Here is a 25999-nt window from a genome sequence, read left to right on the forward strand (position 1 = left end):
TGGGAGCTCCGGCGTCATGGCCGGGCTTGTCCCGGCCATCCACGACTTGCCGCGCAGCACGAAGAACGTTGATGCCCGGGACAAGCCCGGGCATGACGATCTGTTGCGCATGAACCGCTCACGTCGAGGTCAGAATATCCACCTTGGCGTTGGCGACGATCAGGCGGTCGGCCAGAAGCTGGGCCAGGTTACGCATGATGCATTCGCTGGCGCGGGGGTGCCGCTTGCGGAAGCGCTCGAAATCCTTCAGCGGCACCTCGCATGCCGTCGCTGCCATGTCGGCGAACACGTCGGCGGAGCGGGTTTGTTCCAGCAGCGCCATCTCGCCGAACGCCATGCCGGCGGTGAGCGTCGCCAGCCTGACGCCGTCGGGCAAGGTGACGTGCACGGCGCCGCTGCGCAGGAAGTACAGGGCATCGGCGGGGTCGCCGGCCGTGAGGATCTTCGCGCCGGATTGATAGGTCCTGATGGTGCAGAGCGAGGCGAGATCCGTCAGCTCTTCCTCGCTCAGCCCGGTCAGCAGCGGCTGTTCGGCTAGCTCGGTGGTCTCGTGAAAATCGATCGAGCCGCCGTAGCGATAGACGATCTGGTCTTCGGCCCATTCGATCGCAGTGTCGAGCAGATAGAAATCGCGCACGTTCTTCAGCTCAGCGGTCCATTCGCGTAACGTATTCCATTCCTTGGAGGCGCGCCGGACGCCCGACAAGACCACCGTGACATTCAGCGCGGCCAATTCCTCGAACGCTTCGGCCACAAGTCGTGCGCCGGCCCGCGTAGTCGAGGTCACGCGGTGGAGATCGAAGATCACGAATTGCGGCCGCGGTCGTCCCGCGAGCCGGCGCGAGACGTAATCCACCGCCGACAGCGACAGCGTGCCGACCAGCTCGATGATGCGCACCTCCTGCTCGTGCGCCGCCAGGATCTCGCGCTCCTGCGGGCGGCGCACGCGGCGCGACGGGCTCTTGCCGATGTCGTAGTCGGCGATGACGGCGTTGCGTGCGTCGTCGCTGCGGTTGAGCATGTGCAGGTCGTAATGCGAGGACAGCGCCTCGCAGACCTTGATGCCGCGCACGCTGTTGCCGTGCTTGTCGAGCTTTGGCGAATAGCTGCCGAGGCCGAGGCGGGCAGGGAGCGCGGCCAGGATGCCGCCGCCGACGCCGCTCTTGGCGGGGATGCCGATGCGGTAGATCCACTCGCCGGCATAGTCGTACATGCCCGACGACGTCATCACCGAAAGTGTGCGCGAGATCGCGTAGGCGCTCAGCACCTGCTCGCCGGTGACCGGATTGATGCCGCGATTGGCGAGCGTTGCCGCCATCACCGCGATATCGCGCGCGGTCACCAGCACGGCGCATTGCCGGAAATAGACGTCGAGCACGCCGACGACGTTGTCCGAGATCACCGCGTTGGTCTTGAGCAGATAGCCGATGGCGCGGTTGCGGTCGCCGGTCTGGCTCTCGGAAGAATAGACGGCGTCGTCGACGGAAAGGTCGCGGCCTGCAAAACGGCTGAGCGCAAGGCGGATCTGCTCGAAAGCCTCCGCGCCCTTGCTGTCGTAGATCAACCCGGTGCAGGCGATCGCGCCGGCATTGACCATCGGGTTGAACGGATGGTTCTCGGAATTGAGCCGGATCGAGTTGAAGGGATCGCCGGAGGGTTCGACGCCGATCGCGCCTTCGACCTTGCCGGCGCCGAGCAGGTCCAGCGCCAGCGCGAACACGAAGGGTTTCGACATCGACTGGATGGTGAAGGGCACCCTGGAGTCGCCGACTTCATAGACATGGCCGTCAAGCGTCGCCAGGCTGATGCCGAAATAGGCAGGGTCCGCCTTGCCGAGCTCGGGAATGTAATCGGCGACATGGCCCGACGTTTCGGCGGAGAATTCGCTGAGGCAATTGTCCAGAAACCGCAGCAGGGGCGGCTTCGAACGGGTCCAGGCGGTGGCGAGAGGCGAGAGCGGTTTCATCGCCTCCCTTGTGCAACGCAATCAGAGCACGCGCAACCCGTCCGGCATCACAGGCGGGCGCCGGACCAAGAGAAGCGCGATCAGGATCGTCGGCAGCAGGATGCCAAGGCCGAGCAGCGTCACTTGCATCTGCGACAGCGGCATGATGCCGCCGCCGGGGGTCGCCACCACGAAGCCGCCGATCACCAGCAGCACACGGATGGGCCATTCCAGGCTGCCTGTGCCGCGCAAGTCCCCGACGAAAGGCTGGTAGCCCTGGATGCCGCCGCAGATGAACAGCGTGCCGAAGGCGGCGAGGCCCATCAGGCCGAGCCCGGCGAGGTATGGGCTCGAACCCTGCAGCACCAGCGCCGGATTGAGTACGAAGAAGAACGGCAGGAAATAGATGATGCTGCCGACCCACATCGATTCCCAGCCGGTCTTCATGGCCGGCGATCCGGCGATGCCGGCAGCTGCGAAGGAAGCGATCGCGACCGGCGGGGTGATCGACGACAGCATGCCCCAATAGAAGATGAACATGTGCACCGCCATGCGGTTGAGCCCGAGCTTCTCCAGCGCAGGCGCGACCAGGATGGCGAGGAAGATGTAGCAGGCCGTCGTCGTCAGCCCAAGGCCGAGAATGAGGCTGGTGAGGGCGCACATGCCGAGCAGCAGGAAGGCATTGTCGCCGGCGATGTGCAGGAGGTCGTTGGCAAGGCTCGACACCACGCCCGTCATCGAGAACGCGCCGATCAGCAGGCCGCAGCCGGCGAGGATGCCGACCAGCTCGACGAAGGTGCGGCCGTTGACCTCCAGGAACTTGCCGATCGTCGCAAATGTCCAGCGCGTGTCCTTCGAGAAGAACTGGTTGAGCACGAGAAGCAGCGCGGTGGCGTAGAACGGCGCGTGGCTCTCCCGCTTGAAATAGAGCAGCATCACGATCAGAAGCGCGATGACGAAGACGTAGTACCAGCCGTCCTTGATCGTATCCATGATCCGCGGCAGCTCGGCGCGGGGAATACCTTTCAGCTTGTGGCGCGCCGCGTAGGCGTCGACCTGCATGAAGAGGCCGACGTAATAGAGCACGGCCGGAATGATTGCGGCGAGGGCGACATCGGCGTAGCTGACATTGAGGAACTGGGCGATCACGAAAGCGGTCGCACCCATCACTGGCGGCGCCAGCACGGCGCCGGTCGAGGCGCAGGCCTCGATCGCGGCGGCATAGGAGGCGCGAAAGCCGCTCTTCTTCATCACGGGGATGGTCATGGTGCCGGCGGTGAGCACGTTGGAGATGATCGAACCCGACATCATGCCGAGCAGGCCGCTGGCAAAGATACAGACTTTTGCCGCGCCGCCGCGAAAGGTGCCGCACAGCGCGAAGGACAGGTTGATGAAGAACTTTCCGGCGCCCGTCATCATCAGCGCGGTGCCGAACACCAAAAAGCCGATCACGGTGTCGGCGAAGGCCTGGATGGGGATGCCGAGCAGGCTCTCGCCCGAGAGCACGTGATAGGCGGTCGCCTGCTCGAGCGTCGATTGCGTGCCACGGAACGGCCCGAGCCAGCGGGCTTCAGCGAACAGGGGATAGACAGTGAAGGGCAGAACGCTGAGGAGCAGGCTCCAGCCGCCGGTGCGGCGCAACGCTTCCATCAGCATCACCCACATCACGAGGCCTGCGGCGATCACCGTGTTGGGCGCGCCGCCGAATTCCCAGCCGGCCTCTGCCGCCTTGCGCACGTTAACCATCAGCGTGAGCGCCGCCGCGAAGGTCACGACGAACAGGACGAGGTCATACCAGGGCATGCGGTCGAGCGGCGCGCGTTCGGTGCCCGGAAAGATCAGGAAGGTGAACGGCAGCATCAACGCGATCAGGAGATAGAAATATTCCGTGTTGAGCTGGGTGTATCCGACGAAGAAGCGCAGCGAGAATTGCTGGTTGATGCAGAGCAGGATCGTCGCCGCGGTCGCAACGATCAGCGTCCAGCGCCACGCGCCGCGCAACGTGCGAACGCGCGTGACTTCCGCTTCCTGCATGTTGCCGGCGGCGCCATGGGGATCATCGAACACGACGCGCTTGGGCTCGTCTTGCGGGACGGTGGAAGTGGAAGAGGACATCATCGATCCCGCGCGTGGGCTGGTGAACGCAATCAGGCAAACGGCAGTTGTTTGAACCGCTCTGGCCGCGCGCTCAACCTCTCCCGCGTGCGGGAGAGGTCGGCGCGAAGCGCCGGGTGAGGGCTTTCTCCTCTGGGGGAATCCCACCGCGGAGGCACCCTCTCCCCAACCCTCTCCCGCAAGCGGGAGAGGGGGCGCACTTCTCGCGAGGCAACGATCACGCCTAACAACACCTCGCTCTATTCCTCGAACCCGTTCGGCATGCCCGCTTTCGCTAGCGCCGCGGCACGCGCCTTCGTCCAGCCTTCGAGGAACGCCTTGTCGTCCGACGGCGGATTGGACTTGCCGTAATCGGCCCAGGCGGCCGCCAGCACCTCCTGCCGCTTGATCAGCTGGTTGTTGTGTGCCTCCTGAGCGTCGCTCCATTGGCCGGCCTCTTTCAACGCCTTCACCGCGCCGGGATGCACCGGCACCACCCAGTTCTTGGTCTGGCGGTTGGCCGCGAGTCCGCCGGCGCCGGGCGCGGAGTCCTTATAAGCGTCGTAGTTGACGATCATCGCCTTGGTGATCGCATAGACCTGGTCGGCCGGTTGCGAGGCGTAGGCGACGAAGATCGGGTAGGGATAATTGCCGAGCTCGATCGGCTTCTCCGGCGAGATGCCGGCACCGCAAGTCGCAAGCTGCGGGAAGAAGAACGAGCCGACCTTCTGCATCCGCGCCCAACCTTCCTTGTCCTTGGCGGGCAGCGGCGGCCAGATCAACCCGCGCGGCGAAGCCTCGGCCTCCTTGGCGGGACCGGTGATGGTGGTGCCGAAGGCGGCATCGACGTCGTTGTTGATCAGCCCTTTCCACATCGCGCCGTAGCTGGCGAATTCGACAGCCTTGACGTCCTTCTGCGTCAGCCCGGCGAAGGCGAGCACCGCGAGCGAGTTCTGGTTCAGCGCGGGTGAGCCGACCACGAAGCCGACGCGCTTGCCCTTGAGATCCTTCAGCTCCTTCACGCCGGTGTCGGCGGCCACCGCAAGCGAGGCGCAATTGCAGTCGACGGTCGAGAGCAGGGTCTGCAGCGGCTGCGGACCCCATTCCTTCGAGCCGAACTCGAACACGCCTTCCTGCGCGAAGTAGGTGCCCGACCCCATCGCCGCGGAAACCGCGCGCTTGGCGCGCAGCGGCGCGAGGCGCGCGACGTCGTTGCCTGCGGGGAGCACGCGCACGTCGGTGCCGTACTTGTCCTTCATCATCTTGCCGACGCCGACCGCTATGTTGAATCCGGCGGTGCCGGTGTCATAGGCGGTGAAGGTCAATGTCGCCGGCAGCTTGATGTCTTCGGCGAACGAATAGCGTGTAGACGCAAAAGAAATGCCCGCCACCAGAGCAGGCGCGAGCACGAGCAGCCCACGAAGCATGTTTCCCTCCAATGATCTTCGCTTTGCCGCGAAGATTTTCATTCTTTGTTTGAAACAACGTTTTGTTTGAAACCGATCATGTCACCGCGATCAAGCGATGGCAACGCCATACAGCGCGCGTGGGAATGCGACTGACACATTGTCGCGGAAAAGACCGGATAAGACGCTCAGCTCGCGACGATCGCTATCGCCTGTCCCTCCGCAACGACGTCATCGACCTTTACCAGAAGCGATGTGATGGTGCCGTTTGCGGGCGAGGGCACTGGGATCTCCATCTTCATCGCTTCGACCACCACAACGTCATCGCCATCCGCGACGGTTCCTCCAACTTGCACGGGAGTTGCGCAGATGCGTCCCGCGACCTCCGTGACGATCTTAATTTCTGGCATGCCATCGCCTTTTTGTTGTCGTCGCAAAATGCCTGAGGTAGCGTCGTCTGCAAGTGGAATTTAATTCCGCACAGCGGAACACAACGGTAGGGATCATGGGACGACGTTCGGAGCGGTTGAGCAGGCAAGGTGCGCTCGCTGGCGAAGCCGGTGAGGGTGATGTGATCCAGGTGGTGTCGCGCGCGTTCGACGTATTGCGATGCTTCGAGGGCCACGAGGCGCGACTCGGCAATCTCGAGATTTCAAATCGCTGCGGTCTGCCGCGCTCGACGGTATCGCGGCTCACGCATACGCTGACCCGCATGGGCCAGCTCGTGTATCTCCCGCGCGACCAGAAGTATCGCATCGGCCCGAGCGCGGTGGCGATGAGTGCTTCGATGATGAAGGGCGCGCAGCTGCGCAGCATGATTCGCCAGCGGCTGCAGGAAGTCGCCGAGCAGCTGCCGGGCACGGTCGGCTTCGTCGTCCCCGACCGCTTCCATCTCGTCTATCTCCAGTTCGCGCGTTCGGCGACGGCGCTCGGCTTGCACGAGGGCACCGGCAGCCGCATCTCGATGGCCTCGACCGCCGCGGGCGCGGCCTACACCGCGGCGCTCGCGCCGGAAGTCGGTGATGCCTTCGTCGCGGACATGGAGCGGGAAGCCCCCGAAGCTGCGAAGATTCTCAAGCCCCGCATCGAGGCCAACCGGCAGATGTTGCGCGAGCGCGGCTATGTCGTCGCCTGCGGCCTCTGGAGCCCGCACATCAACGGTCTCGCGGTGCCGATCTGGTCGCCGCAGTACCAGACCTTCGTGGTCATCACGATCGGTCTTCTGTCGGCGATGTATGACGAGCAGCGTCTGCACGAGGAAGTCGCGCCGATGATGCTCCAGCTTGGCCGCTCGCTCGGCAGCCTGATGGAAGGCGCGGAAGGCGACGCCTTCAACAACCGTATCTCGCGTAAGCCGGTCGCCATGGCCGTGCACAACAATAACAAGCCGATCCATTCGGAGGGAGTGAATGAACTGGAAGCCGGAACTCGACGAGCTCGCCCGGCGCGAAGCCTTCGCGCGGGAGATGGGCGGCGTTGACAAGGTCAAGCGACAGCATGACCAGGGCCGGCTGACTGTTCGGGAGCGTATCGACAAGCTGATCGACAAAGGCAGCTTTCACGAGATCGGTGCCGTCTCCGGCATCGGCGAGTACGATTCCAGCGGCGATCTGAAGAAGCTCACGCCGGCTAATTGCGTGTTCGGCCGCGCGCGCGTCGACGGCCGTACATTGGTCGTGGTCGGCGACGATTTCACCGTGCGCGGCGGCTCGGCGGATGCGTCGATCTCGGCCAAGCCGCTGATGGCGGAGGAGATGGCGCACGATTTCCGGCTGCCCATCGTCCGCATCATCGAAGGCTCCGGCGGCGGCGGCTCGGTCAAGACCATCGAGACCAAGGGCGCGGCCAATCTACCCGGCGGCATCGGCGGCACGCGCTGGTATCGCTTCACGACGGAGAATCTGTCGCGCGTGCCGGTGGTCGCGCTCGGCCTCGGCTCGGTAGCAGGCCTGGGCGCCGCGCGTCTTGCCGCCAGCCACTATTCCATCATGACGCGAAAGTCCGCGATGTTCGTCGCGGGTCCGCCGGTGGTGAAGGCGCTGGGGCAGGACCTTACCAAGGAGGAGCTCGGCGGCGCCGATATCCAGACCCGCGCCGGCGCGGTGGATCATGCGGTCGACACCGAGGAGGAGGCGTTCGCCTGCGCGCGGCGCTTCCTCTCCTACCTGCCGTCATCGGTCTACGAGCTGCCGCCGACCTTGCCCTGCACGGACAGTCCTGAACGCAGCGACGAAGCGCTGATGAACGCGGTGCCGCGCAACCGCAAGCAGGTCTACAAGATGCGGCCCATCATCGAGTCCGTCGTCGACAAGGGCTCGTTCTTCGAGGTCGCAAAAAACTTCGGCAAGCCGATCATCGTCGGCCTCGCGCGGCTCGAGGGCAGGGCGGTGCTGTTGCTCGCCAGCGATAGCTTCCATTATGGCGGATCCTGGACCGCGGATGCCTGCCAGAAAGTGGTGCGCTGGGTCGACTTCGCCGAGACCTTCCACCTGCCGGTCGTCTATCTCATGGACTGCCCCGGCTTCATGATCGGCCTCGATGCGGAGAAGGCGGCCACCATTCGCCACGGCGTGCGTGCCATGGCGGCGGTGAACCAGACCACGGTGCCCTGGTGCACCGTGATCCTGCGCAACGCGTTCGGCGTCGCCGGTGTCGTGCACCAGCCGGCCGACCGCTTCTCGATCCGCTATGCCTGGCCCTCGGCCTATTGGGGCTCGCTGCCGCTCGAAGGCGGCATCGAAGCCGCCTACCGCGCCGACATCGACGCGGCGGAAGACAAGGCGGCGAAGCTGAAGGAGATCGAGGAGCGGCTCAACAAGCTCCGCTCGCCGTTCCGCTCGGCCGAAAAATTCTGGGTCGAGGAGATCATCGATCCCAGGAAGACGCGATCGCTCCTGTGCGAGTTTGCCCGGCTCGCGGAGCCGCTGCGAAAGCCGGGGCCGCCGGAGAATATGACGATCAGGCCTTGATATCGGCCATCATCCGACTGCCGCGACAATCTTGTCGCGGCAGCGATGGCGTGACCTCACAACAGGAACGCGCTACGTTCCCCCAACAAGAACAAGAGGAAGCGCCAATCGTGTACGACTTCATCATCGTGGGCGGCGGCTCGGCGGGGTCCGTGCTGGCCCACCGGCTCTCCGCCAGGAGCGCCAACAAGGTCCTGCTCTGCGAAGCCGGTCAGGACACGCCACCCGGCAACGAGCCAGCCGAAATCAGGGACAGCTATCCCGGCACCGCCTATTTCGATCCGCGCTTTCACTGGACCGAGCTCAAGGTGACGACCCAGGTCGTCAGCCACAACAATCCCGAGGAGTCGCGGCCTCCTTTGCGCAAATACGAGCAGGCGCGCGTGCTGGGCGGGGGCTCGTCGATCAACGGGCAGATGGCCAACCGCGGCGCGCCGACCGACTACGATGAATGGGAGGCGCGCGGCGCCGAGGGGTGGTCGTGGGCTGACGTGCTGCCGTTCTTCAAGAAGGTGGAGCGCGACCTCGATTTCGACGGACCGTATCACGGCACGGACGGAAGGATCCCTGTCCGCCGCATCCCGCGCGAGCACTGGACGCGACATTCGGAGGCATTCGCGCAGGCCTTCCAGCAGGCCGGCCATCAATTCGTGGCCGACCAGAACGGCGAATTCGTCGACGGCTTCTTCCCGGTGACGCATTCCAATCAAGCCGAGCAGCGCGTCTCGGCCGCGATGGGGTATCTCGATCGCGACACCCGCGCGCGTGCGAACCTTGCGATTTCGACCAACACGCAGGTGCGAGAGCTGCTGTTCGAAGGCACGCGCTGCGTCGGCGTGAAGGCGATGGTCGACGGACGCGAGCAGGAATTCCGCGGGCGCGAGATCATCCTCTCCAGCGGCGCCATCCATTCGCCGGCGCATCTGCTCCGCGCCGGCATCGGTCCCGTCGGTCACCTCAAGGATCTGGGCATTCCCGTGCTGGCGGCCTTGCCGGGCGTCGGCCAGCGCCTGATGGACCATCCCTCGATCTCGCTGTCGTCGTTTGTTCGCCGCGGCGCGCGCATGAACGAGCACACCAGGCGCCACATGCAGCTCGGCCTGCGCTACTCCTCCGGGCTGCCTGATGTGCCCAAGGGCGACATGTTCGTCGTCGTCATCAGCAAATCGGCCTGGCACGCCGTCGGCGCGCAGATCGGCTCGCTCCTGACCTTCGTCAACAAGACCTATTCCGAGACCGGACAGGTCAGGCTCGCCTCGCGCGATCCCTCGGCAGAGCCGATCGTCGAGTTCAACCTGCTGTCCGACCGCCGCGATCTCGATCGCCTGATGAGCGGTTTCCGCAAGATGGCGGCGATCCAGATGAGCGAGGTGGTCAGGAAGGTGACGGACAAGCCGTTTCCGGCCGCCTATACCGATCGCGTCCGCAAGATCGGCGTGGTCAACACCAGGAACAAGATTCTCACCACGATCGCCGCGACCCTGATGGACGGGCCGGCGGCGCTGCGTCACTACATGATCGACAATTTCGTCGTCGAAGGCTTCACCTTCGATCAGGTGATGAACGACGACGAGGCGCTGGAAGCCTTCGTGCGCAAGGCGACGATCGGCGTCTGGCACGCCTCATGCTCGTGCCGCATGGGCCGCACTGAGGATCCGATGGCGGTGGTCGACAATCAGGGCCGCGTCAAGGGCGTGCAGGGCCTGCGCGTCGTCGATGCCTCGATCTTCCCGGTGGTGCCGTGCGCCAACACCAACTTTCCGGTGTTGATGTCGGCGGAGAAGATCGCGGCCGCCATGATGCAATGAGCGGCAGCGAGTTCTGGCGATCCGGGCAGTGCGGGGAGGAGGAGCGCTGATGGATACTTGCCTCGCGCGGTCCGACTTGGTTGCATGCCGTGAGCTTGACGCGCTAATCGCGCATTCGAGCGCGGCGAGTTAATCATCTCAGGCGCTACGTGTAGGCTATGAGATCGTGCAGTCGTGGCGCACGATCGCAGCCAGTTTCAGCCGCGCTTTAGGCCCATTTCAGCCAAACTGTTATTGGTCTCTTTGCCCGGGGCAGGGTCTCTCATTTGGAGTCCTGCAATGTTCAAACGCGTATTTTCTGCGTGCGTCCTCGTTATCCTGGGTTCTATCGCTTCGGAAGCGCGCCCTTATCGCATTCATCAAGCTCCTGAATGCAACGTCACAATGCCCTGCGACTTCTCGTATTCGCAGACGCGACGCGAGCGGGCTGCCAGGCCCTCACTGGCTTCCAGATCTTCGCTGATTTCTAGGTCCACACTGCAAGCGTACCGCTCGACACAACTGACGGTGACTGATGCTGGGAGCACGACCACGCCGGCGGCCGTCTCCGGTGCCCACGGCGCTCGCATTGTCGGTGGCCGTCCGGCCGGTTGCCCTTCGTCGTTCTGCGGCTGCGGCGCGGCTCTGCGCGTGTTCGGCCGTATCGTGCCGGAATTGAATCTTGCGTCCAATTGGCTCCGCTTTCCCAGGACATCACCCGCACCGGGAATGGTTGCTGCGCGACGAGGACACGTTTTCGTCCTTGAACAGCACCTCGGAGGCGACGTCTGGATGGCCTATGACGCCAACTCGGGTGGGCGCGCGACGCGAATCCACGCGCGTTCGCTGCGAGGGTATACGATTGTCAACCCGCGCGGCGGCTCGGTGGCTTGAGGGCAGCGGATAGCGCTCCAAAAACGGCGGACGGGTCGCAACATCTTTGCGACCCGCCAACGCCGAACGCCGAGCCGATCACAGCCGGAGCACCTTGCCGGGATTCATGATGTTGTGCGGATCGAGCGCGCGTTTGATGGTGCGCATGATGTCGAGCTCGGTCTTGGAGCGGTAGTGGCTGAGCTCGTCGAGCTTGTCGATGCCGATGCCGTGCTCCGCCGAGATCGAGCCGCCCATGGAGGTGACGAGATCGTTCACGGCGCGCGTGATGGCGGCCGCGTATTGGTTCAGCGTCTGCTGGTCCATGCCCTTCGGCCCCATGAACGAAAAGTGCAGATTGCCGTCGCCGATATGGCCGAGCGGATAGGGCCGAATGGTCGGGAGAATGTCGAGCACGGCCTTGAGGCCCTTGTCGATGAACTCCGGGATCCCTGAGATCGCCACCGACACGTCGAAACTGATCCCCGGTCCCTCGGCGCGGGAGGCCTCCGCCATGGCTTCGCGGATGCGCCACATGTTGCGCGATTGACCGAATGTGTGCGCGATCGCCGCATCCAGCACGCGGCCGGCCTCGAGTTGATCGGCGAGAAACTGCTCCATCTTGCCGGACATGCCCTCGGTTCCGTCCTGCCGCGGGCGCGCCGACGACCATTCCAGCAGCAGGTACCAGGGCGTATCCGCCTTCAGCGGATCCTGCGTCCCGGGAATGTGGCGCAGGGAAAGGTCGATGGCCGCCCGGCTGAGCAGCTCGCAGGAGCCGACATTGTCCTCGGATGCCGCGTGCGCCTCGGACAGGATTTCCAGCGCCGCGCGGGGATCGCGGATCGCCAGCCACGCCGTGCAGACGTCCTTCGGTGCCGGCCACAGCTTGAGCACGGCCTTGGTGATGATGCCCAGCGTCCCCTCGGCGCCCATGAACAGGTGCTTGAGGTCGTAGCCGGTGTTGTCCTTCTTGAGCGCGCGCAATCCGTCCCAGACCTCGCCATTCGGCAGCACGACCTCGAGCCCCAGCACGAGATTGCGGGCATTGCCGTAGCGCAGCACCTGCACGCCGCCGGCGTTGGTGGAGAGATTGCCGCCGATCATGCAGGAGCCCTGGGCACCGAGGCTCAGCGGCAGGAAGCGGTCGTGCTCGCTTGCGGTCTCCTGAAGCGTCTGTAACACGCAGCCGGCCTCGACCGTCATCGAATAGCCGACGGGATCGACATCCAGCACGCGGTTCATCCGGCCGAGCGACAGCACGATGCCGGTGTGCGCAGGCCAGGGCGTCGCCCCGCCCATCAGGCCGGTGTTGCCGCCCTGCGGCACGATCGCGACGCCGTGCTCGTGGCAGAGCCGGACCACTTTCGAGACCTCCTCGGTGCTGCCAGGGCGAACGACGGCGCCGGCGTTGCCGACCAGCAATCCCCGCCAATCCGTCACAAACGGCTGCTTGCCATGCTCGTCCTCGATCAGGCCTTTGTCGCCGACGATCGCGCGCAACGCATCGCGCATCTCGGCGGTCAAGGGGGCGGTTGGGATGATGGGTGGGGACGATGGGAAGGCAGCCGGCATTGTTTCCTCTGGCGCATCTTGGTGTGCACTGCGCACGGTGACGTGCGGAGGGCATTGTCCACGTTTGGCGCGAGGAGTCTAATGGGAATGTGGCCGACCGCGTCTTGCGGATGGTGACGCCGCCGGGTCAGGCGTCACCATCACGATGGGGTCGTAGGCCGGCTTCAGGCCGCCGCCGGCTGCAGTTTCGGCTGTCGCGACAGCGCCAGCACGATCAAGGCCGCGAACATGCAGAGCGCGCCGGCGATGAAGAAGGCGGGCAGGTAGCTCTGGTAGACGGTGCGCGAGAAGCCTGCGCCGAACGCCGCGGCGCCGGCGCCGAGCTGATGGCCGGCGAAGATCCAGCCGAACACCAGATTGGCGCGCTCGGGCCCGAACTTCTGCGCGGTGAGCCGCACCGTCGGCGGCACCGTCGCGATCCAGTCGAGACCGTAGAACATCGCGAAAACCGAGAGGCCGTAGAAGGAGAAATCGCTGAAGGGGAGGAAGATCAGCGAGAGCCCGCGCAGACCGTAGTACCAGAACAGGAGCCAGCGATTGTCGTAGCGGTCCGATAGCCAGCCAGACATGATCGTGCCGAAGAAGTCGAAGATGCCCATTGCAGCGAGCAGGCTCGCCGCCTGCACCTGCGGGATGCCGAAATCGAGGCACATCGGGATCAGGTGCACCTGCACGAGCCCGTTGGTGGAGGCGCCGCAGACGAAGAAGGTCGCGAACAAGATCCAGAACGCCATCGACCTCGAGGCATCGCGCAGCGTGCCGAGCGCAACGCCAGTGATCGAGCCGTGGCTGACCGGCGGCGCCGGCAAAGGTTCGGTGCCTTCGTCGCCGAACGGCCGCAGGCCGACGTCGCTCGGCCGGTCACGCATTGCGAGCAGCACCGCCAGCGACGAAATAACGAGCATGATGCAGACCAGGCCGAGTGCGAGACGCCAGCCGTAGCGCTCGGTGAGGCTCGCCAGCAGCGGCAGGAACACGAGCTGGCCGGTGGCAACGCTTGCGGTCATGATGCCGACCACGAGGCCGCGTCGTGTCGCGAACCAGCGCGTGGCGATGGTCGCGCCGAGCACCAAGGCCGTCATGCCGGTGCCGATCCCGATCACCACGCCCCAGAGGGCAATGAGCTGCCAGACCTCTGTCATGCCGAGCGAGAGCACGAGTGCCGAGACCACGATCAGCTGGGCGGCCAGCGTGACGTTGCGCAGGCCATAGCGGTTGAGCAGGGCGGCCGCGAACGGCGCCATCAGTCCGAACAGGATGAAGCGGATCGACAGCGCGGACGAGATCTCCGCCGTGCTCCAGCCGAACTCCTTCTGCAGGGGAACGATGAACACGCCGGGCGCGCCGACCGTGCCGGCGCTGATCAGCGCGGTGAGGAAAGTCACGCCGACCATCACCCAGCCATAATGAATGTTACGGCGGGACAGTGCTGCCGCGAGCCAGTTCGAAATCATTGGGCCTCAACGTGGATGGGCAGGCCGCAAGAGACCTGCGTCAGTTAGAGAATGGCACGGGATGTATCTGTCGCAAATGACAGAGTTCCCTTGTTTTCGGACTTTTGCGTCAGCGGGCGAGGCGTTCCACCGCAATCGCGGTGGCCTCGCCGCCGCCGATGCAGAGTGCGGCGATGCCGCGCTTGAGGTTGTTGGCCTCCAGCGCATGGAGCAGCGTCACGATCAGCCGCGCGCCGGTGGCGCCGATGGGGTGGCCCAGCGCGCAGGCGCCGCCGTTGACGTTGAGCTTCTCGCGGGGAATGCCGAGGTCGCGCTGCGCCGCCATCGCCACCACGGCGAAGGCCTCGTTGATCTCGAACAGGTCGACGTCGCCCGCGCTCCAGCCGACCTTGTCCAGCAGCTTGCGGATCGCCGGGATCGGCGCCGTGGTGAACCATTGCGGCTCCTGGCTATGGGTGGCGTGGCCCTTGATCTCGGCGAGAACAGGCAGGCCGCTCCGGTCAGCAAGTGCGCGCTTCGTCAGCACCAGCGCGGCGGCGCCGTCGGCATTGGCGGAGGAGGCGGCCGGCGTGATGGTGCCGTTGGCGCGGAATGCCGGCTTCAATCCGGGGATCTTGGCGGGGTCGACCTTGAGCGGATGCTCGTCATTGGCGATCACGCGCGGGCCGGCCTTTTCGGTCAGCGTGATCGGCGCGATCTCGGCCTTGAACGCGCCGCCCTCGACGGCCTTGCGGGCGCGGCTGAGCGTCTCCATCGCATAGGCGTCCTGGTCCTTGCGGGTGAATTGATAGGCTTCCGCGGTAGCTTCGCCGAAATCGCCCATGGAACGGCCGGTCTCGTAGGCGTCCTCTAGGCCGTCCATCATCATGTGGTCGATGATGCGGTCGTGGCCGACGCGATAGCCGCCGCGCGCCTTGGCGAGCAGGTAGGGCGCGTTGCTCATGCTCTCCATGCCGCCGGAGACGACGATGTCGGCCGAGCCGGCGCGGATGATGTCGTGCGCCAGCATGGTCGCCTTCATGCCGGAACCGCAGACCTTGTTGACGGTGGTGGCGCCGGTCGCATCGGGCAGACCGGCGCTGCGTGCGGCCTGGCGCGCCGGCGCCTGGCCTTGGCCTGCCGGCAGCACGCAGCCCATGAAGACCTCGTCGACCTTCTCGGGCGCGAGCTTGGCGCGTTCGAGCACCGCACCGATCACATGTGAGCCGAGCTTGTGGGCCGGGAGCGGCGACAACTCGCCCATGAAGCGGCCGAGCGGGGTGCGTGCGGCGGAGACGATGACGACGGGATCGGCGGCTTCGGCCATGACGAGAACTCCCTGGCGATGACGTGTAAGATGATGATCATCATATGATGCGGCGCAAAAAATGCAACCGCGACAGGGATGAGAAAATGTCGTGGGTCGGATGAGATTTGGTCGTGCGGTTGGGGGGGCTGCTTACCCGCAGTATGCTGTCATTGCCCGCGAAGGCGGGCAATCCAGTATTCCAGAGGCCTCGCGGCTAGAACCGGGAAGGCGCCGCGTACTGGATGCCCCCCGGAGCGCAATTGCGCACTAGGCGGGCATGACACCGTCTTTTCTTGGCTGCGCTGTTGCTTCCTCGCGTCTATCGCTTCCGGTTCACGAACGCGCCCATCAGCCGCGTCGGCTCGTCCGTCAGGAATGACTCGCCGAACACTTTCACGCTCAAATTCACCGACTCGGTCAGCGGCAGTTCCTCCCATTGCCGCAGCAGCGCCTTTTGCGAGCGCAGTGCCTCGGGGCCGCATTCGAGCAAGGCCTTCACTAGATGCTCGACCTCGGCATCGAGCTCGCCGGGCGCAGCGACCTTGTCGACCAGGCCCCATGCCAGCGCCGTGGCTGCATTGATGTTCTCCGCCGTCATCACCAGCCAGCGCGCGCGGGCCCAACCGATCAGGCGCGGCAACAGCGCGGCATGGATCACCGAGGGGATGCCGACACGCACCTCGGGCATGCCGAAATGGGCATCATGCGCGGCGACGCGGAAGTCGCAGGCCGCCGCCACTTCGAGCCCGCCGCCGAGGCACCAGCCCGGCATGCGTGCGATGATCGGGGCAGGGAAGGCGCGCACCGCCTCGCAGAGATCGCGCAGGCGGCTGATGAAGGCCTCGGCGGATGTCTGGTCGAGCCCGGCCATCTCCTTGATGTCGGCTCCGCCGATCAGGCTCTTCTCGCTCTGTCCGCGCAGCACCACGACGCGGATGCTGCGGTCGGATGCGAGCTGCTGCAGGCCTTCGCGCACGGCGTCGGTCACGGGCGAGCCGAGGATGTTGAGCGGGCCGGCGTTGCAGATCGCGACATGAACGACGCCGCGCGCATCGCGCGTCACGCCGCAATGATTGTTGAGCATTTCCATCGTGGGATCTCGAAAGGTTTCGTGGACATGCGCGGGGCGCGCCGGTCGGGATCACTTCCGGGCCGAAACGTACGTCTTGTCAAGCGGCGGGGAGGGCGGGTTGCCAGCGTGAAGTCCGTGGCATAGTATGACGAATATCATCTAAAGAGGCTGCCATGACCGGTGACGATCAACCCGACCTGTTTTCGCCCGCGCAGAGGCGGGAACGCGTAGTGGACTGGCAGGTGCCTGCGCCGGTGGCGCGGGCGGCGATGGGCCTGTCGGGCATGGATGCCATGCTGGGCATCCGTGACGGCCGCCTGCCGCCGCCGCCCTTCGCCAAGCTGATAGGTTTCACCATGGCCGTGGTCGAGCCGGGCCGGATCGTCATGGAACTGGAGCCGCGCGAGGATCTCGAAAACACCATCGGACTTCTCCATGGCGCGACCGCCGCAGCGCTGCTCGATACGGCCATGGGATGCGCCATCTCGACCAGGCTGGAGGCCGGACAAAGCTCGGTGACCCTCGATCTGAAGCTGACTTATCTGCGCCCCCTGTCGGTGCGTTCCGGGCTGATTTCGGCCGAGGGCAAGGTGATCAAGCTAGGACGCCAGACCAGCTACACCGAGGGTTTTGTGCGGGACGGCAAGGGCGCACTTGCGGTCCATGCAACTGCGACCTTCTCCATGATCGGCACAACTTGACATGAATTGATGCACCCATCTCGGCATTTGCGTGTTATGAGATGATCTCCGACATTCAATGAGATCCGCATGCGCTATTCCCGGGAACACAAGCAGGAAACCCACGATCGCATCGTGAAGAAGGCCTCGGTGCGGCTGCGGGAGAAGGGTGCCCACGGTATCGGCGTCGCCGACCTCATGAAGGAGGCGGGCCTGACCCACGGCGGCTTTTACGCGCATTTCGATTCCCGCGAGGCACTGGTGATCGAGGCTTTTGCCTACGCGATGGACCGTTCGATGGAACACTGGCGCAAGCTCACCGGCGAGGTCGCTCCGGAAAAGCGGCTAGCGCTGATCGCGGAAAGCTATTTGTCCACGCTGCATCGCGACAATCCCGGTCACGGCTGCTCGATTCCCGCGCTGGGAGCCGAGATCGCCCGCGAGAGTCCGAAGACACGCAAGGCCTTTGCCGGCAAGCTGGATGAGATGATCGAGGCCCTGACCGACACCATCTCGAACATGCCGCGCAAGGCGGCACGCAAGCAGGCGATCGCGACGCTCGCGACGATGGCCGGAACCATGCTGCTGGCGCGCATCGCCGGCTCGAGCGAATTGTCCGACGAGATGCTGAAGGCCGGCCGGGACCACGCGCTCGAGGGAGCGAAGCGTGAGTCGAAGGTGGCGGCCGCGAAGAAGGCGAAACAGAACTAGGCGAAATGCCGTGTAGGGTGGGTTAGCCATGCGATTGCGCGAAGCGCATTCGCTTGGCGTAACCCACCACTGTGTTCGTCCGCGGAGACGGAAGAGGTGGGTTACGCCTTCGGCTAACCCACCCTACGAGACCCCTACGAGACCGCCGTTCACCGCCCAGCAAACAACGCCCGCTCGCGCTCGACAATCTCCGAGATGTAATCCGCCACGGCCCTGATCCGCGCCAGGTCCTTACTGTCGGCGTGCATCAGCATCCAGAACGTCCGCGTGATCGAGATCTCTTCGGGCAGCACGGCGACAAGCTGCGGATAGTCGCTCGCCATGAAATGCGGCAGCACCGCGATGCCGAAGCCGGAGAGGGTGGCGTTGAGCTGCGCGATCAGATTGGCGCTGCGGAAGCGCGCCGAGATTCGCGGCGACACCTGTGGCAGATAGTCGAGCTCCGGCGTGAACAGGAGTTCCTCGATGTAACCGACGAAGCGGTGCTGCGTCAGATCCTGCCGCGAGGCGATTTTCGGGAAGCGGTCCAGATAGGCGGGGGCCGCGTAGAGCCCGAGGCGGTAGTCGAGCAGCTTGCGCCCGACGATGCGACCTTCCTTCGGCATGGTCAGGCTGATGGCGATGTCGGCCTCGCGCTTGGAGAGGCTGAACAGCCGCGCGGTTGCTACAAGTTGCAAGTCGAGATCGGGATAGCGGTCCGCGAACGGCGTCAGCCGCGGCGCCAGGAAGGCGGTGCCGAACCCATCAGGCGCGCCGATCCGCACCGTCCCGGTCAGCCGCGCCACGGAGCCGCCGACCTGCTCCTGGTTGGCGACGATGGTCGATTCCATGGCTTCGGCGCTGTCGGCGACGCGCTGGCCGGCCTCGGTGAGGAGGTAGCCGGTCTTGCGCCGGTCGAACAGCTTGGCCGAGAGGTGCTTCTCCAGCCGGTCGACGCGGCGGATCACGGTGGCATGGTCGACCCCCAGCTGTTTTGCCGCAGCCGACACCGAGCCGCCCCGCACGATGGCCAGCACGAAGCGAAAGTCGTCCCAATCGATAGCGCCTTGATCCAGCATTTTCGCACATCTATGGTGCATTATCTCAGACTTGAATCCTATAAAATGCAGGTCAATAGGATTTGTCAAAGCGACCACGCTCGGCCTGAAGGAGACCATTCCATGCGTTCAATCGGACATTTCATCGGTGGCAAGGAGGTCAAGGGCACCTCTGGCCGCACCGCCGACGTTTTCGAGCCGATGACCGGTGACGTTCAGGCCAAGGTGGCGCTGGCGTCCAAGGCCGAAGTCCGCGCCGCTGTCGAGAACGCGCGCGCCGCACAGCCCGAATGGGCCGCGACCAATCCGCAGCGCCGCGCGCGCGTCATGATGAAATTTGTGGAGCTGGTCCAGCGCGATTACGACAAGCTCGCCGAGCTGCTCGCGCGCGAGCACGGCAAAACCGTCCCCGACGCCAAGGGCGACATCCAGCGCGGCCTAGAAGTCGCGGAATTCGCTTGCGGCATTCCGCATCTGATGAAGGGCGAATACACCGAAGGCGCTGGCCCCGGCATCGACATCTATTCAATGCGCCAACCGCTCGGCGTCGTCGCAGGCATCACGCCGTTCAATTTCCCGGCGATGATCCCGATGTGGAAGTTTGCGCCGGCGATCGCCTGCGGCAACGCCTTCATCCTCAAGCCGTCGGAGCGCGACCCCGGCGTGCCGATGCTGCTCGCCGAACTCATGATGGAAGCGGGCCTGCCAGCCGGCATCCTCAACGTCGTCAACGGCGACAAGGAGGCGGTCGACGCCATCCTCGACGATCCCGACATCAAGGCCATCGGCTTCGTCGGCTCGACGCCGATCGCGCAGTACATCTACGAGCGCGCCGCGCAGACCGGCAAGCGCTGCCAGTGCTTCGGCGGCGCCAAGAACCACGCCATCGTCATGCCCGACGCCGACATGGACCAGGCCGTGGACGCGCTGATCGGCGCCGGCTACGGCTCGGCCGGCGAGCGCTGCATGGCCGTTTCCGTCGCGGTCCCCGTCGGCAAGTCCACCGCCGACCGCCTGATGGAAAAGCTGATCCCGCGCGTCGAGTCGCTCAAGATCGGCACCTCGATCGATCCGTCGGCCGACTACGGTCCGCTCGTGACCCGCGAGGCGGTCGAGAAGGTCAAGAGCTACATCGACATCGGCGTCAAGGAAGGCGCGACGCTCGCCGTCGACGGCCGCGGCTTCAAGATGCAGGGCTACGAGAACGGCTTCTATCTCGGCGGCTCGCTGTTCGACAACGTCACCAAGGACATGCGGATCTACAAGGAAGAGATCTTTGGCCCGGTGCTCTCGGTGGTGCGCGCGCACGACTACAAGGAGGCGCTGGCGCTGCCGTCCGACCACGATTACGGCAACGGCGTTGCCATCTTCACCCGCGACGGCGATGCCGCGCGCGACTTCGCGGCCAGGGTCAACGTCGGCATGGTCGGCATCAACGTGCCGATCCCGGTGCCGATCGCTTATTACACCTTCGGCGGCTGGAAGAAATCGGGCTTCGGCGATCTCAACCAGCACGGCCCGGACTCGATCCGCTTCTACACCAAGACCAAGACGGTGACCTCGCGCTGGCCGTCGGGCGTCAAGGAAGGTGCGGAGTTCTCGATCCCGCTGATGAAGTAAGGCTGTAGCCCAGCCTGTCATTGCGAGGAGCGTAGCGACGAAGCAATCCAGTATCTTTCCGCGGAGACGGTCTGGATTGCTTCGCTTCGCTCGCAATGACGAAAGAAAGAGCAGCCCGGCATGCAGTTCGCTCTGAATGAGGATCAGATCGCGGTTCGCGACATGGCATTGGCGTTTGCGGCCGAGAAGATCGCGCCGCACGCGCTGCGTTGGGACGAGGAGAAGTATTTTCCAGTCGAGGTGATGCGCGAAGCCGCCAAGCTCGGCATGGGCGGCATCTATATCCGCGACGATGTTGGCGGCTCCGCCATGACGCGGTTCGACGCAGCGCTGATCTTCGAGGCGCTGGCGACGGGCTGCCCGACCACCTCGGCCTTCATCTCCATCCACAACATGGCGAGCTGGATGATCGATGCCTTCGGCAGCGATACCCAGCGTCACACCTGGCTGCCGAAGCTCTGCACCATGGAGCTGATCGCCAGCTACTGCCTGACCGAGCCTGGCGCCGGCTCGGACGCCGCGGCGCTGCGCACGCGCGCCGTGCGCGACGGCGACCACTACGTCCTCAACGGCCAGAAGCAATTCATCTCAGGCGCCGGTGGCACCGACCTGCTGGTCGCGATGGTCAGGACCGGCGGTGATGGCCCCGGCGGCATCTCGACCCTCGTCATCGACGGCAAGACCCCCGGCGTCTCCTTCGGTGCCAATGAGCGCAAGATGGGCTGGAACGCGCAGCCGACCCGCGCGGTGATATTCGAGAACGCCCGCGTGCCCGTGGCCAATCGCCTGAGCGAGGAGGGCATAGGCTTCAAGATCGCGATGGCCGGCCTCGACGGCGGCCGTCTCAACATTACGGCGTGCTCGCTCGGCGGCGCGCAAGCAGCACTCGACAAGGCGCGCGCCTACATGAAGGAGCGCAAGGCGTTCGGGAAGCGGCTCGACGAATTCCAGGCGCTGCAATTCCGTCTCGCCGACATGGCGATCGAGTTGGAGGCCGCGCGCACCTTCCTGTGGCGCGCCGCCGCGGCGCTCGATCGCAAAGACCCCGACGCCACCATGCTCTGCGCCATGGCGAAACGCTTCGGCACCGATGTCGGGTTCGAGGTTGCCAACCATGCGCTGCAACTCCACGGCGGCTACGGCTACCTCAGCGAATACGGCATCGAGAAGATCGTGCGCGACTTACGCGTGCACCAGATCCTCGAAGGCACCAATGAAATCATGCGGCTCATCGTGGCGCGCAAACTGATCGAGGGCGCGCGATGAGCGGAGCGGAAGAGGGCGATCTGGTCGCGCGCGTCGAAGGCGCGGCCGGCATCATCAGGCTCAATCGTCCCAAGGCGATCAACGCCGTGACGCTTGAGATGTTTCGCGACATCGACAAGGCGCTCGATCGCTTCGAGGCTGATCCTGCCGTTGCCGTGATCCTGCTGGAAGGCGCCGGCGAGCGCGGCCTCTGCGCCGGTGGCGACATCCGCACGCTCTGGGAAAGTTCCAAGGTCAATGGCGACCTCGGCAAGATCCTGTGGCGCGAGGAGTACATCCTCAATGCCCGGATCAAGAAATTTCCAAAACCCTATGTCGCCTTCATGGACGGCATCGTGATGGGCGGCGGTGTCGGTCTGTCCGCCCATGCCAGCCACCGTATCGTCACCGATCGGACCAAGCTCGCGATGCCCGAAGTCGGCCTCGGCTTCTTCCCCGATGTCGGCGGCACCTATCTGCTGTCGCATTCGCCGGGCGAGATCGGCACCTATTTCGGGCTGACCGGCCAGACCATGAACGGGCCGGACGCGATCCACGCGAAGTTTGCCGATTGGGTGGTGCCGGCCGTGAGATTGCCGGAGCTGCGCGAGGCGCTGACCAAGCTGCGGTCCGGTGCGACCGCAGCCGATGTCAGCAAGCTCATCGACGGCTTCGCCTCCGGCGAGACTGCGGGGCCGGTCGCCGCCAGGGAGCCGGTCATCGATGCGTTGTTCGGTTTCGATCGCATGGAGGACATTTTCGCTGCGTTGACGCGCGATGGTTCCGAGTTCGCGCTGGCCACGCTGAAGACGCTGAACGAAAAATCGCCGCGCGGCATGGTGGTGACGCTCAAGCTGCTGCGGCTTGCGCGCGGATCGAGCCTGGAAGAGTGCCTGGTGCGCGAATACCGCGCCGCGCTGGAAGTGTTTCGGAGCGATGATTTTCGCGAGGGCGTGCGCGCTGCCGTGATCGACAAGGACCGCAACCCGACCTGGTCGCCGCGAGCAATCGAGCATGTGACGCCGGAGATGCTTGCGCCCTATCTCGCCGAGATCGGCGCGGACGAGTTGAAGTTCAATTAACAACGCGACAGGGGAGGATACGACAATGGCCACGATCGCATTCATCGGTCTCGGCAACATGGGCGGCCCGATGGCGGCCAACCTCGTCAAGGCCGGCCACAAGGTGGTGGCGTTCGATCTTGTCGAAGCCTCGCGCAATCAGGCCAAGACCGATGGCGCCAGCATCGCCGACAGCGCCCCGGCCGCGGTGAAGGGCGCCGATGTCGTCGTCACCATGCTGCCCGCAGGCAAGCATGTGCTCGGCGTCTGGAACGAGGTCGTGCCCGCCATGACCAAGGGTGCGCTCATCATCGACAGCTCCACCATCGACGTCGAAAGCGCGCGAGCCGCGCATGCTCTCGCCGCCAAGCACGGCGTGCTCTCGGTCGATGCGCCGGTCTCCGGCGGCACGGGCGGTGCCAAGGGTGCGACGCTCACCTTCATGTGCGGCGGCGAGGAGAAGGCATTTGCCGCGGCCAAGCCCGTGCTCGAGAACATGGGCAAGAAGATCGTGCATTGCGGCGGTGCCGGCGCAGGGCAGGCCGCAAAAATCTGCAACAACATGATCCTCGGCATTTCCATGATCGCGGTGAGCGAGGCCTTTGCCTTGGCTGAAAAGCTCGGGCTCTCGCATCAGGCGCTGTTCGATGTGGCCTCGACCTCGTCCGGCCAGTGCTGGTCGCTGACGACCTATTGCCCGGTGCCGGGCCCGGTGCCGACCTCGCCGGCCAACAACGATTACAAGCCGGGCTTTGCCTCCGCGCTGATGGTGAAGGACCTCACCCTGGCGCAGGATGCCGCCAAGGCTGCCGGCGCGGCGACGCCGCTCGGCAAGCATGCGCAGGAGATCTATCAGTCTTTCGACGCAGCCGGCCAGGGCGGGGTGGATTTTTCCGGAATTATCAAGCACGTTAGGAGTTTAGCCGGGAAAGCTTGATGACCACATTCCAGGAAGCACGCGCGTTCCTTCTGCAACACCGCACGGATTACGAGGCTGCGGTCAAAGGTTTCCGCTGGCCTGATCCGGTTCCTTTCAACTGGGCGCTCGACTGGTTCGACGCCGAGCTCGCGGCCAATGCGGACAGCAAGGATCGGCCCGCGCTCTGGATCGTCGATGCCGCCCAGGACAAGCAGACGAAGCTGTCCTTCGCGGCGCTGTCGCGCCGCTCCAACCAGGTCGCCAACTTCCTCCGCGCGCAGGGCCTGAGGCGCGGCGACCATCTCCTGCTGCTGCTCGGCAACGTGGTTCCGCTGTGGGAGACGATGCTTGCCGCGATGAAGCTCGGCGTGGTCGTCATTCCCGCCACGACGCTGCTGACCGCCGACGAGCTGCGCGACCGGCTCGATCGCGGCAAGGCGAGGGCGGTGGTCGCCGCGCAGGACCAGGTGGCGAAATTCGCGAGCTTGGGCGCCGAGAATGTCGTTCGCATCGTCGTCGGCGCGGCCTCCGACGGTTGGCTGGCATATGTCGAAGCAGCAAAAGCTTCCGAAAGCTTCGCGCCTGATGGTCCGACCAATGCCGACGATCCGATGCTGCTGTATTTCACCTCGGGTACGACAGCAAAACCAAAATTGGTGCGACACAGTCAGCGCAGCTATTCCGTCGGCCATCTCTCGACGATGTACTGGATCGGGCTGAAGCCCGGCGACGTCCATCTCAACATCTCCTCGCCCGGCTGGGCCAAGCATGCCTGGAGCTGCTTCTTCGCGCCGTGGAATGCGGGTGCGACCGTGTTCGTGGTCAACCAGCCGCGCTTTGATGCCAAGTCGCTGCTTGCCACCATCGGCCGCTGCGGCGTCACCACGCTGTGCGCGCCGCCGACGGTGTGGCGGCTGTTCATCCAGGAGAACCTCGCCTCGTTCAAGGTGGCGCTTCGCGAGGTCTGCGGCGCCGGCGAGCCGCTCAATCCCGAGGTGATTGATCAGGTGCAGGCGGCCTGGGGCCTCACCATTCGCGACGGCTACGGCCAGACCGAGACCACGGCGCTCGCCGGCAATTCGCCGGGCCAGCCGATCAAGATCGGCTCGATGGGCCGTCCGTTGCCGGGCTATCGCGTGCAGATCAGCGATGCCGACGGCTATCCCGCAAAGGAGGGCGAGGTGACGCTGGTGCTCGGCGCCGACCGCCCCGCCGGCCTGATGCAGGGCTATCAGGGCGACGACGGCAAATTGTCCGGCGCCGCAGGCGCGCTCTATCGCAGTGGCGACGTCGTATTCGCGGATGAGGACGGCTACTTGACCTTCGTCGGCCGCTCTGACGACGTCTTCAAATCCTCCGATTATCGCATCAGCCCGTTCGAACTGGAGAGCGTCCTGCTCGAGCACGAGCTGGTCGCGGAAGCTGCGGTGGTGCCGAGCCCGGATCCAATCCGGCTCGCGATCCCCAAGGCGTTCGTGCTGCTGACCGCGGGTGCAGAACGCTCGCCGGAAACCGCGCTATCGATCTTCAAGCACCTGCACGCGCGTCTGGCCCCGTTCAAGCGCATCCGCCGCCTCGAAATCGTCACCGAGCTGCCGAAGACGATCTCTGGAAAGATCCGCCGCGTCCAGCTACGACGGCTCGAACGCGACGACGATCGCAGCGATCCCTTGCGCGGCCGGGAATTCCGTGAGGAGGATTTTCCGGAGCTGGCGAAGACACGGAGTGAGACCTAAGTGAACGAAGTCTGGAAGAAGCCGCCTGTTACGCTCGAGGCCTATCAGGCCATGATCGGCAAGGAGATCGGCGTATCGTCGTGGCACCTGATCGATCAGCCCCGCATCGACAGCTATGCCGACGTGATCGAAGATCACCAGTTCATCCACGTCGATCCGGAACGCGCGAAGAAGGAAACCGCGTTCGGCACTACCATTGCGCATGGTTTTCTCACGATGTCGCTGCTGTCGATCATGTCCTACGAGGTGATGCCCGTGATTGCGGGCACCACGATGGGCGTGAATTACGGCTTCGACAGGCTGCGCTTCATCTCGCCGGTGCGCTCAGGTAAGCGCGTGCGTGGCCGTTTCGTGCTGGCGGAAGCCAAGCTCCGCAAGCCAGGCGAGCTCCAGTCCCGCACCAACGTCACGGTCGAGATCGAGGGCGAGGATAAACCGGCGCTCGTCGCCGACTGGCTCGGCCTGATCTATTTCGAGTAGGCCCGTGCCGTCCTTGCCGGGCTTGACCCGGCAACCCATCGCTGCTC

20 protein-coding genes are annotated in these 25999 nt (G+C 64.9%); 11 read left to right on the forward strand and 9 right to left on the reverse strand.

Features of this window, described 5'->3' with window-relative positions:
- Positions 1-118: 118 nt before the first annotated feature.
- The 4 genes from glsA to GA0061099_RS15110 all read right to left on the reverse strand — a co-directional run bounded on the left by glsA (position 119) and on the right by GA0061099_RS15110 (position 5855).
- Positions 119-1966, reverse strand: a complete 1848-nt coding sequence (gene glsA / locus GA0061099_RS15090) for a glutaminase A (protein ID WP_036022485.1) — start codon at positions 1964-1966, stop codon at positions 119-121.
- A gap of 21 nt (positions 1967-1987) precedes the next feature.
- A complete protein-coding gene (locus tag GA0061099_RS15095; protein WP_085972025.1) occupies positions 1988-4063 on the reverse strand; it encodes a TRAP transporter permease in 2076 nt (691 codons plus the stop codon).
- Between the two features lie 236 nt (positions 4064-4299).
- Entirely contained in the window at positions 4300-5466 is a 1167-nt protein-coding gene (locus GA0061099_RS15105; RefSeq protein WP_036001123.1) for a TAXI family TRAP transporter solute-binding subunit, read from the reverse strand.
- Positions 5467-5633: 167 nt separating this feature from the next.
- Positions 5634-5855, reverse strand: a complete 222-nt coding sequence (locus tag GA0061099_RS15110; RefSeq protein WP_036001120.1) for a biotin/lipoyl-containing protein — start codon at positions 5853-5855, stop codon at positions 5634-5636.
- Between the two features lie 95 nt (positions 5856-5950).
- Between GA0061099_RS15110 and GA0061099_RS15115 the strand changes: the two genes are divergently transcribed.
- From GA0061099_RS15115 to GA0061099_RS15125, 3 genes are all read left to right on the forward strand, one after another.
- A complete protein-coding gene (locus GA0061099_RS15115) occupies positions 5951-6925 on the forward strand; it encodes an IclR family transcriptional regulator (protein ID WP_036001116.1) in 975 nt (324 codons plus the stop codon).
- Complete coding sequence (locus GA0061099_RS15120; RefSeq protein WP_036001111.1) at positions 6855-8414, forward strand: acyl-CoA carboxylase subunit beta; 1560 nt, start codon at positions 6855-6857, stop codon at positions 8412-8414. The genes GA0061099_RS15115 and GA0061099_RS15120 overlap by 71 nt, the downstream gene beginning before the upstream one ends.
- 110 nt (positions 8415-8524) lie before the next feature.
- Positions 8525-10222 carry a GMC family oxidoreductase gene (locus GA0061099_RS15125; RefSeq protein ID WP_036022488.1) on the forward strand — a complete coding sequence of 566 codons (1698 nt, stop codon included), beginning with the start codon at positions 8525-8527 and terminating at the stop codon, positions 10220-10222.
- A 951-nt stretch (positions 10223-11173) separates the two neighbouring features.
- On the opposite strand, the gene GA0061099_RS15135 is transcribed toward GA0061099_RS15125, so the two are convergent.
- The 4 genes from GA0061099_RS15135 to GA0061099_RS15150 all read right to left on the reverse strand — a co-directional run bounded on the left by GA0061099_RS15135 (position 11174) and on the right by GA0061099_RS15150 (position 16481).
- Positions 11174-12649 carry an FAD-binding oxidoreductase gene (locus GA0061099_RS15135; protein WP_036022491.1) on the reverse strand — a complete coding sequence of 492 codons (1476 nt, stop codon included), beginning with the start codon at positions 12647-12649 and terminating at the stop codon, positions 11174-11176.
- A gap of 164 nt (positions 12650-12813) precedes the next feature.
- Positions 12814-14103 (reverse strand): MFS transporter, encoded by a 1290-nt coding sequence (locus GA0061099_RS15140; RefSeq protein ID WP_074447868.1) that lies wholly within the window; start codon positions 14101-14103, stop codon positions 12814-12816.
- Between the two features lie 109 nt (positions 14104-14212).
- Positions 14213-15409, reverse strand: coding sequence for an acetyl-CoA C-acyltransferase (locus GA0061099_RS15145; RefSeq protein WP_036022507.1), 1197 nt, complete (start codon positions 15407-15409; stop codon positions 14213-14215).
- A gap of 301 nt (positions 15410-15710) precedes the next feature.
- On the reverse strand, positions 15711-16481 hold the full coding sequence (locus tag GA0061099_RS15150) for an enoyl-CoA hydratase (protein ID WP_036022509.1): 771 nt from the start codon (positions 16479-16481) through the stop codon (positions 15711-15713).
- Between the two features lie 155 nt (positions 16482-16636).
- On the opposite strand from GA0061099_RS15150, the gene GA0061099_RS15155 reads away from it, so the two are divergent.
- Entirely contained in the window at positions 16637-17164 is a 528-nt protein-coding gene (locus tag GA0061099_RS15155) for a PaaI family thioesterase (RefSeq protein ID WP_036022513.1), read from the forward strand.
- Between the two features lie 69 nt (positions 17165-17233).
- Complete coding sequence (locus GA0061099_RS15160) at positions 17234-17854, forward strand: TetR/AcrR family transcriptional regulator (protein WP_036022516.1); 621 nt, start codon at positions 17234-17236, stop codon at positions 17852-17854.
- A gap of 149 nt (positions 17855-18003) precedes the next feature.
- Here GA0061099_RS15160 and GA0061099_RS15165 read toward each other — a convergent pair whose 3' ends face one another.
- Positions 18004-18912, reverse strand: coding sequence for a LysR family transcriptional regulator (locus tag GA0061099_RS15165; RefSeq protein ID WP_036001074.1), 909 nt, complete (start codon positions 18910-18912; stop codon positions 18004-18006).
- 102 nt (positions 18913-19014) lie between these two features.
- On the opposite strand from GA0061099_RS15165, the gene GA0061099_RS15170 reads away from it, so the two are divergent.
- The 6 genes from GA0061099_RS15170 (at position 19015) to GA0061099_RS15195 (ending at position 25952) form a co-directional block, all read left to right on the forward strand.
- Positions 19015-20511, forward strand: coding sequence for a CoA-acylating methylmalonate-semialdehyde dehydrogenase (locus GA0061099_RS15170; protein WP_036001072.1), 1497 nt, complete (start codon positions 19015-19017; stop codon positions 20509-20511).
- A 120-nt stretch (positions 20512-20631) separates the two neighbouring features.
- Positions 20632-21777, forward strand: coding sequence for an isobutyryl-CoA dehydrogenase (locus tag GA0061099_RS15175; RefSeq protein WP_036022518.1), 1146 nt, complete (start codon positions 20632-20634; stop codon positions 21775-21777).
- Positions 21774-22838, forward strand: a complete 1065-nt coding sequence (locus tag GA0061099_RS15180) for an enoyl-CoA hydratase/isomerase family protein (RefSeq protein ID WP_036022520.1) — start codon at positions 21774-21776, stop codon at positions 22836-22838. The genes GA0061099_RS15175 and GA0061099_RS15180 overlap by 4 nt, the downstream gene beginning before the upstream one ends.
- The gene (gene mmsB / locus GA0061099_RS15185; RefSeq protein WP_225149736.1) at positions 22834-23754 is read left to right on the forward strand and encodes a 3-hydroxyisobutyrate dehydrogenase; all 921 of its coding nucleotides are present in this window, start codon (positions 22834-22836) and stop codon (positions 23752-23754) included. The genes GA0061099_RS15180 and mmsB overlap by 5 nt, the downstream gene beginning before the upstream one ends.
- Positions 23754-25472, forward strand: a complete 1719-nt coding sequence (locus GA0061099_RS15190; RefSeq protein WP_036022526.1) for an AMP-binding protein — start codon at positions 23754-23756, stop codon at positions 25470-25472. The genes mmsB and GA0061099_RS15190 overlap by 1 nt, the downstream gene beginning before the upstream one ends.
- Positions 25473-25952, forward strand: a complete 480-nt coding sequence (locus tag GA0061099_RS15195) for a MaoC family dehydratase (RefSeq protein ID WP_036001055.1) — start codon at positions 25473-25475, stop codon at positions 25950-25952.
- Positions 25953-25999: the final 47 nt, after the last annotated feature.

This window comes from Bradyrhizobium yuanmingense (assembly GCF_900094575.1).
Classification (GTDB): domain Bacteria; phylum Pseudomonadota; class Alphaproteobacteria; order Rhizobiales; family Xanthobacteraceae; genus Bradyrhizobium; species Bradyrhizobium yuanmingense.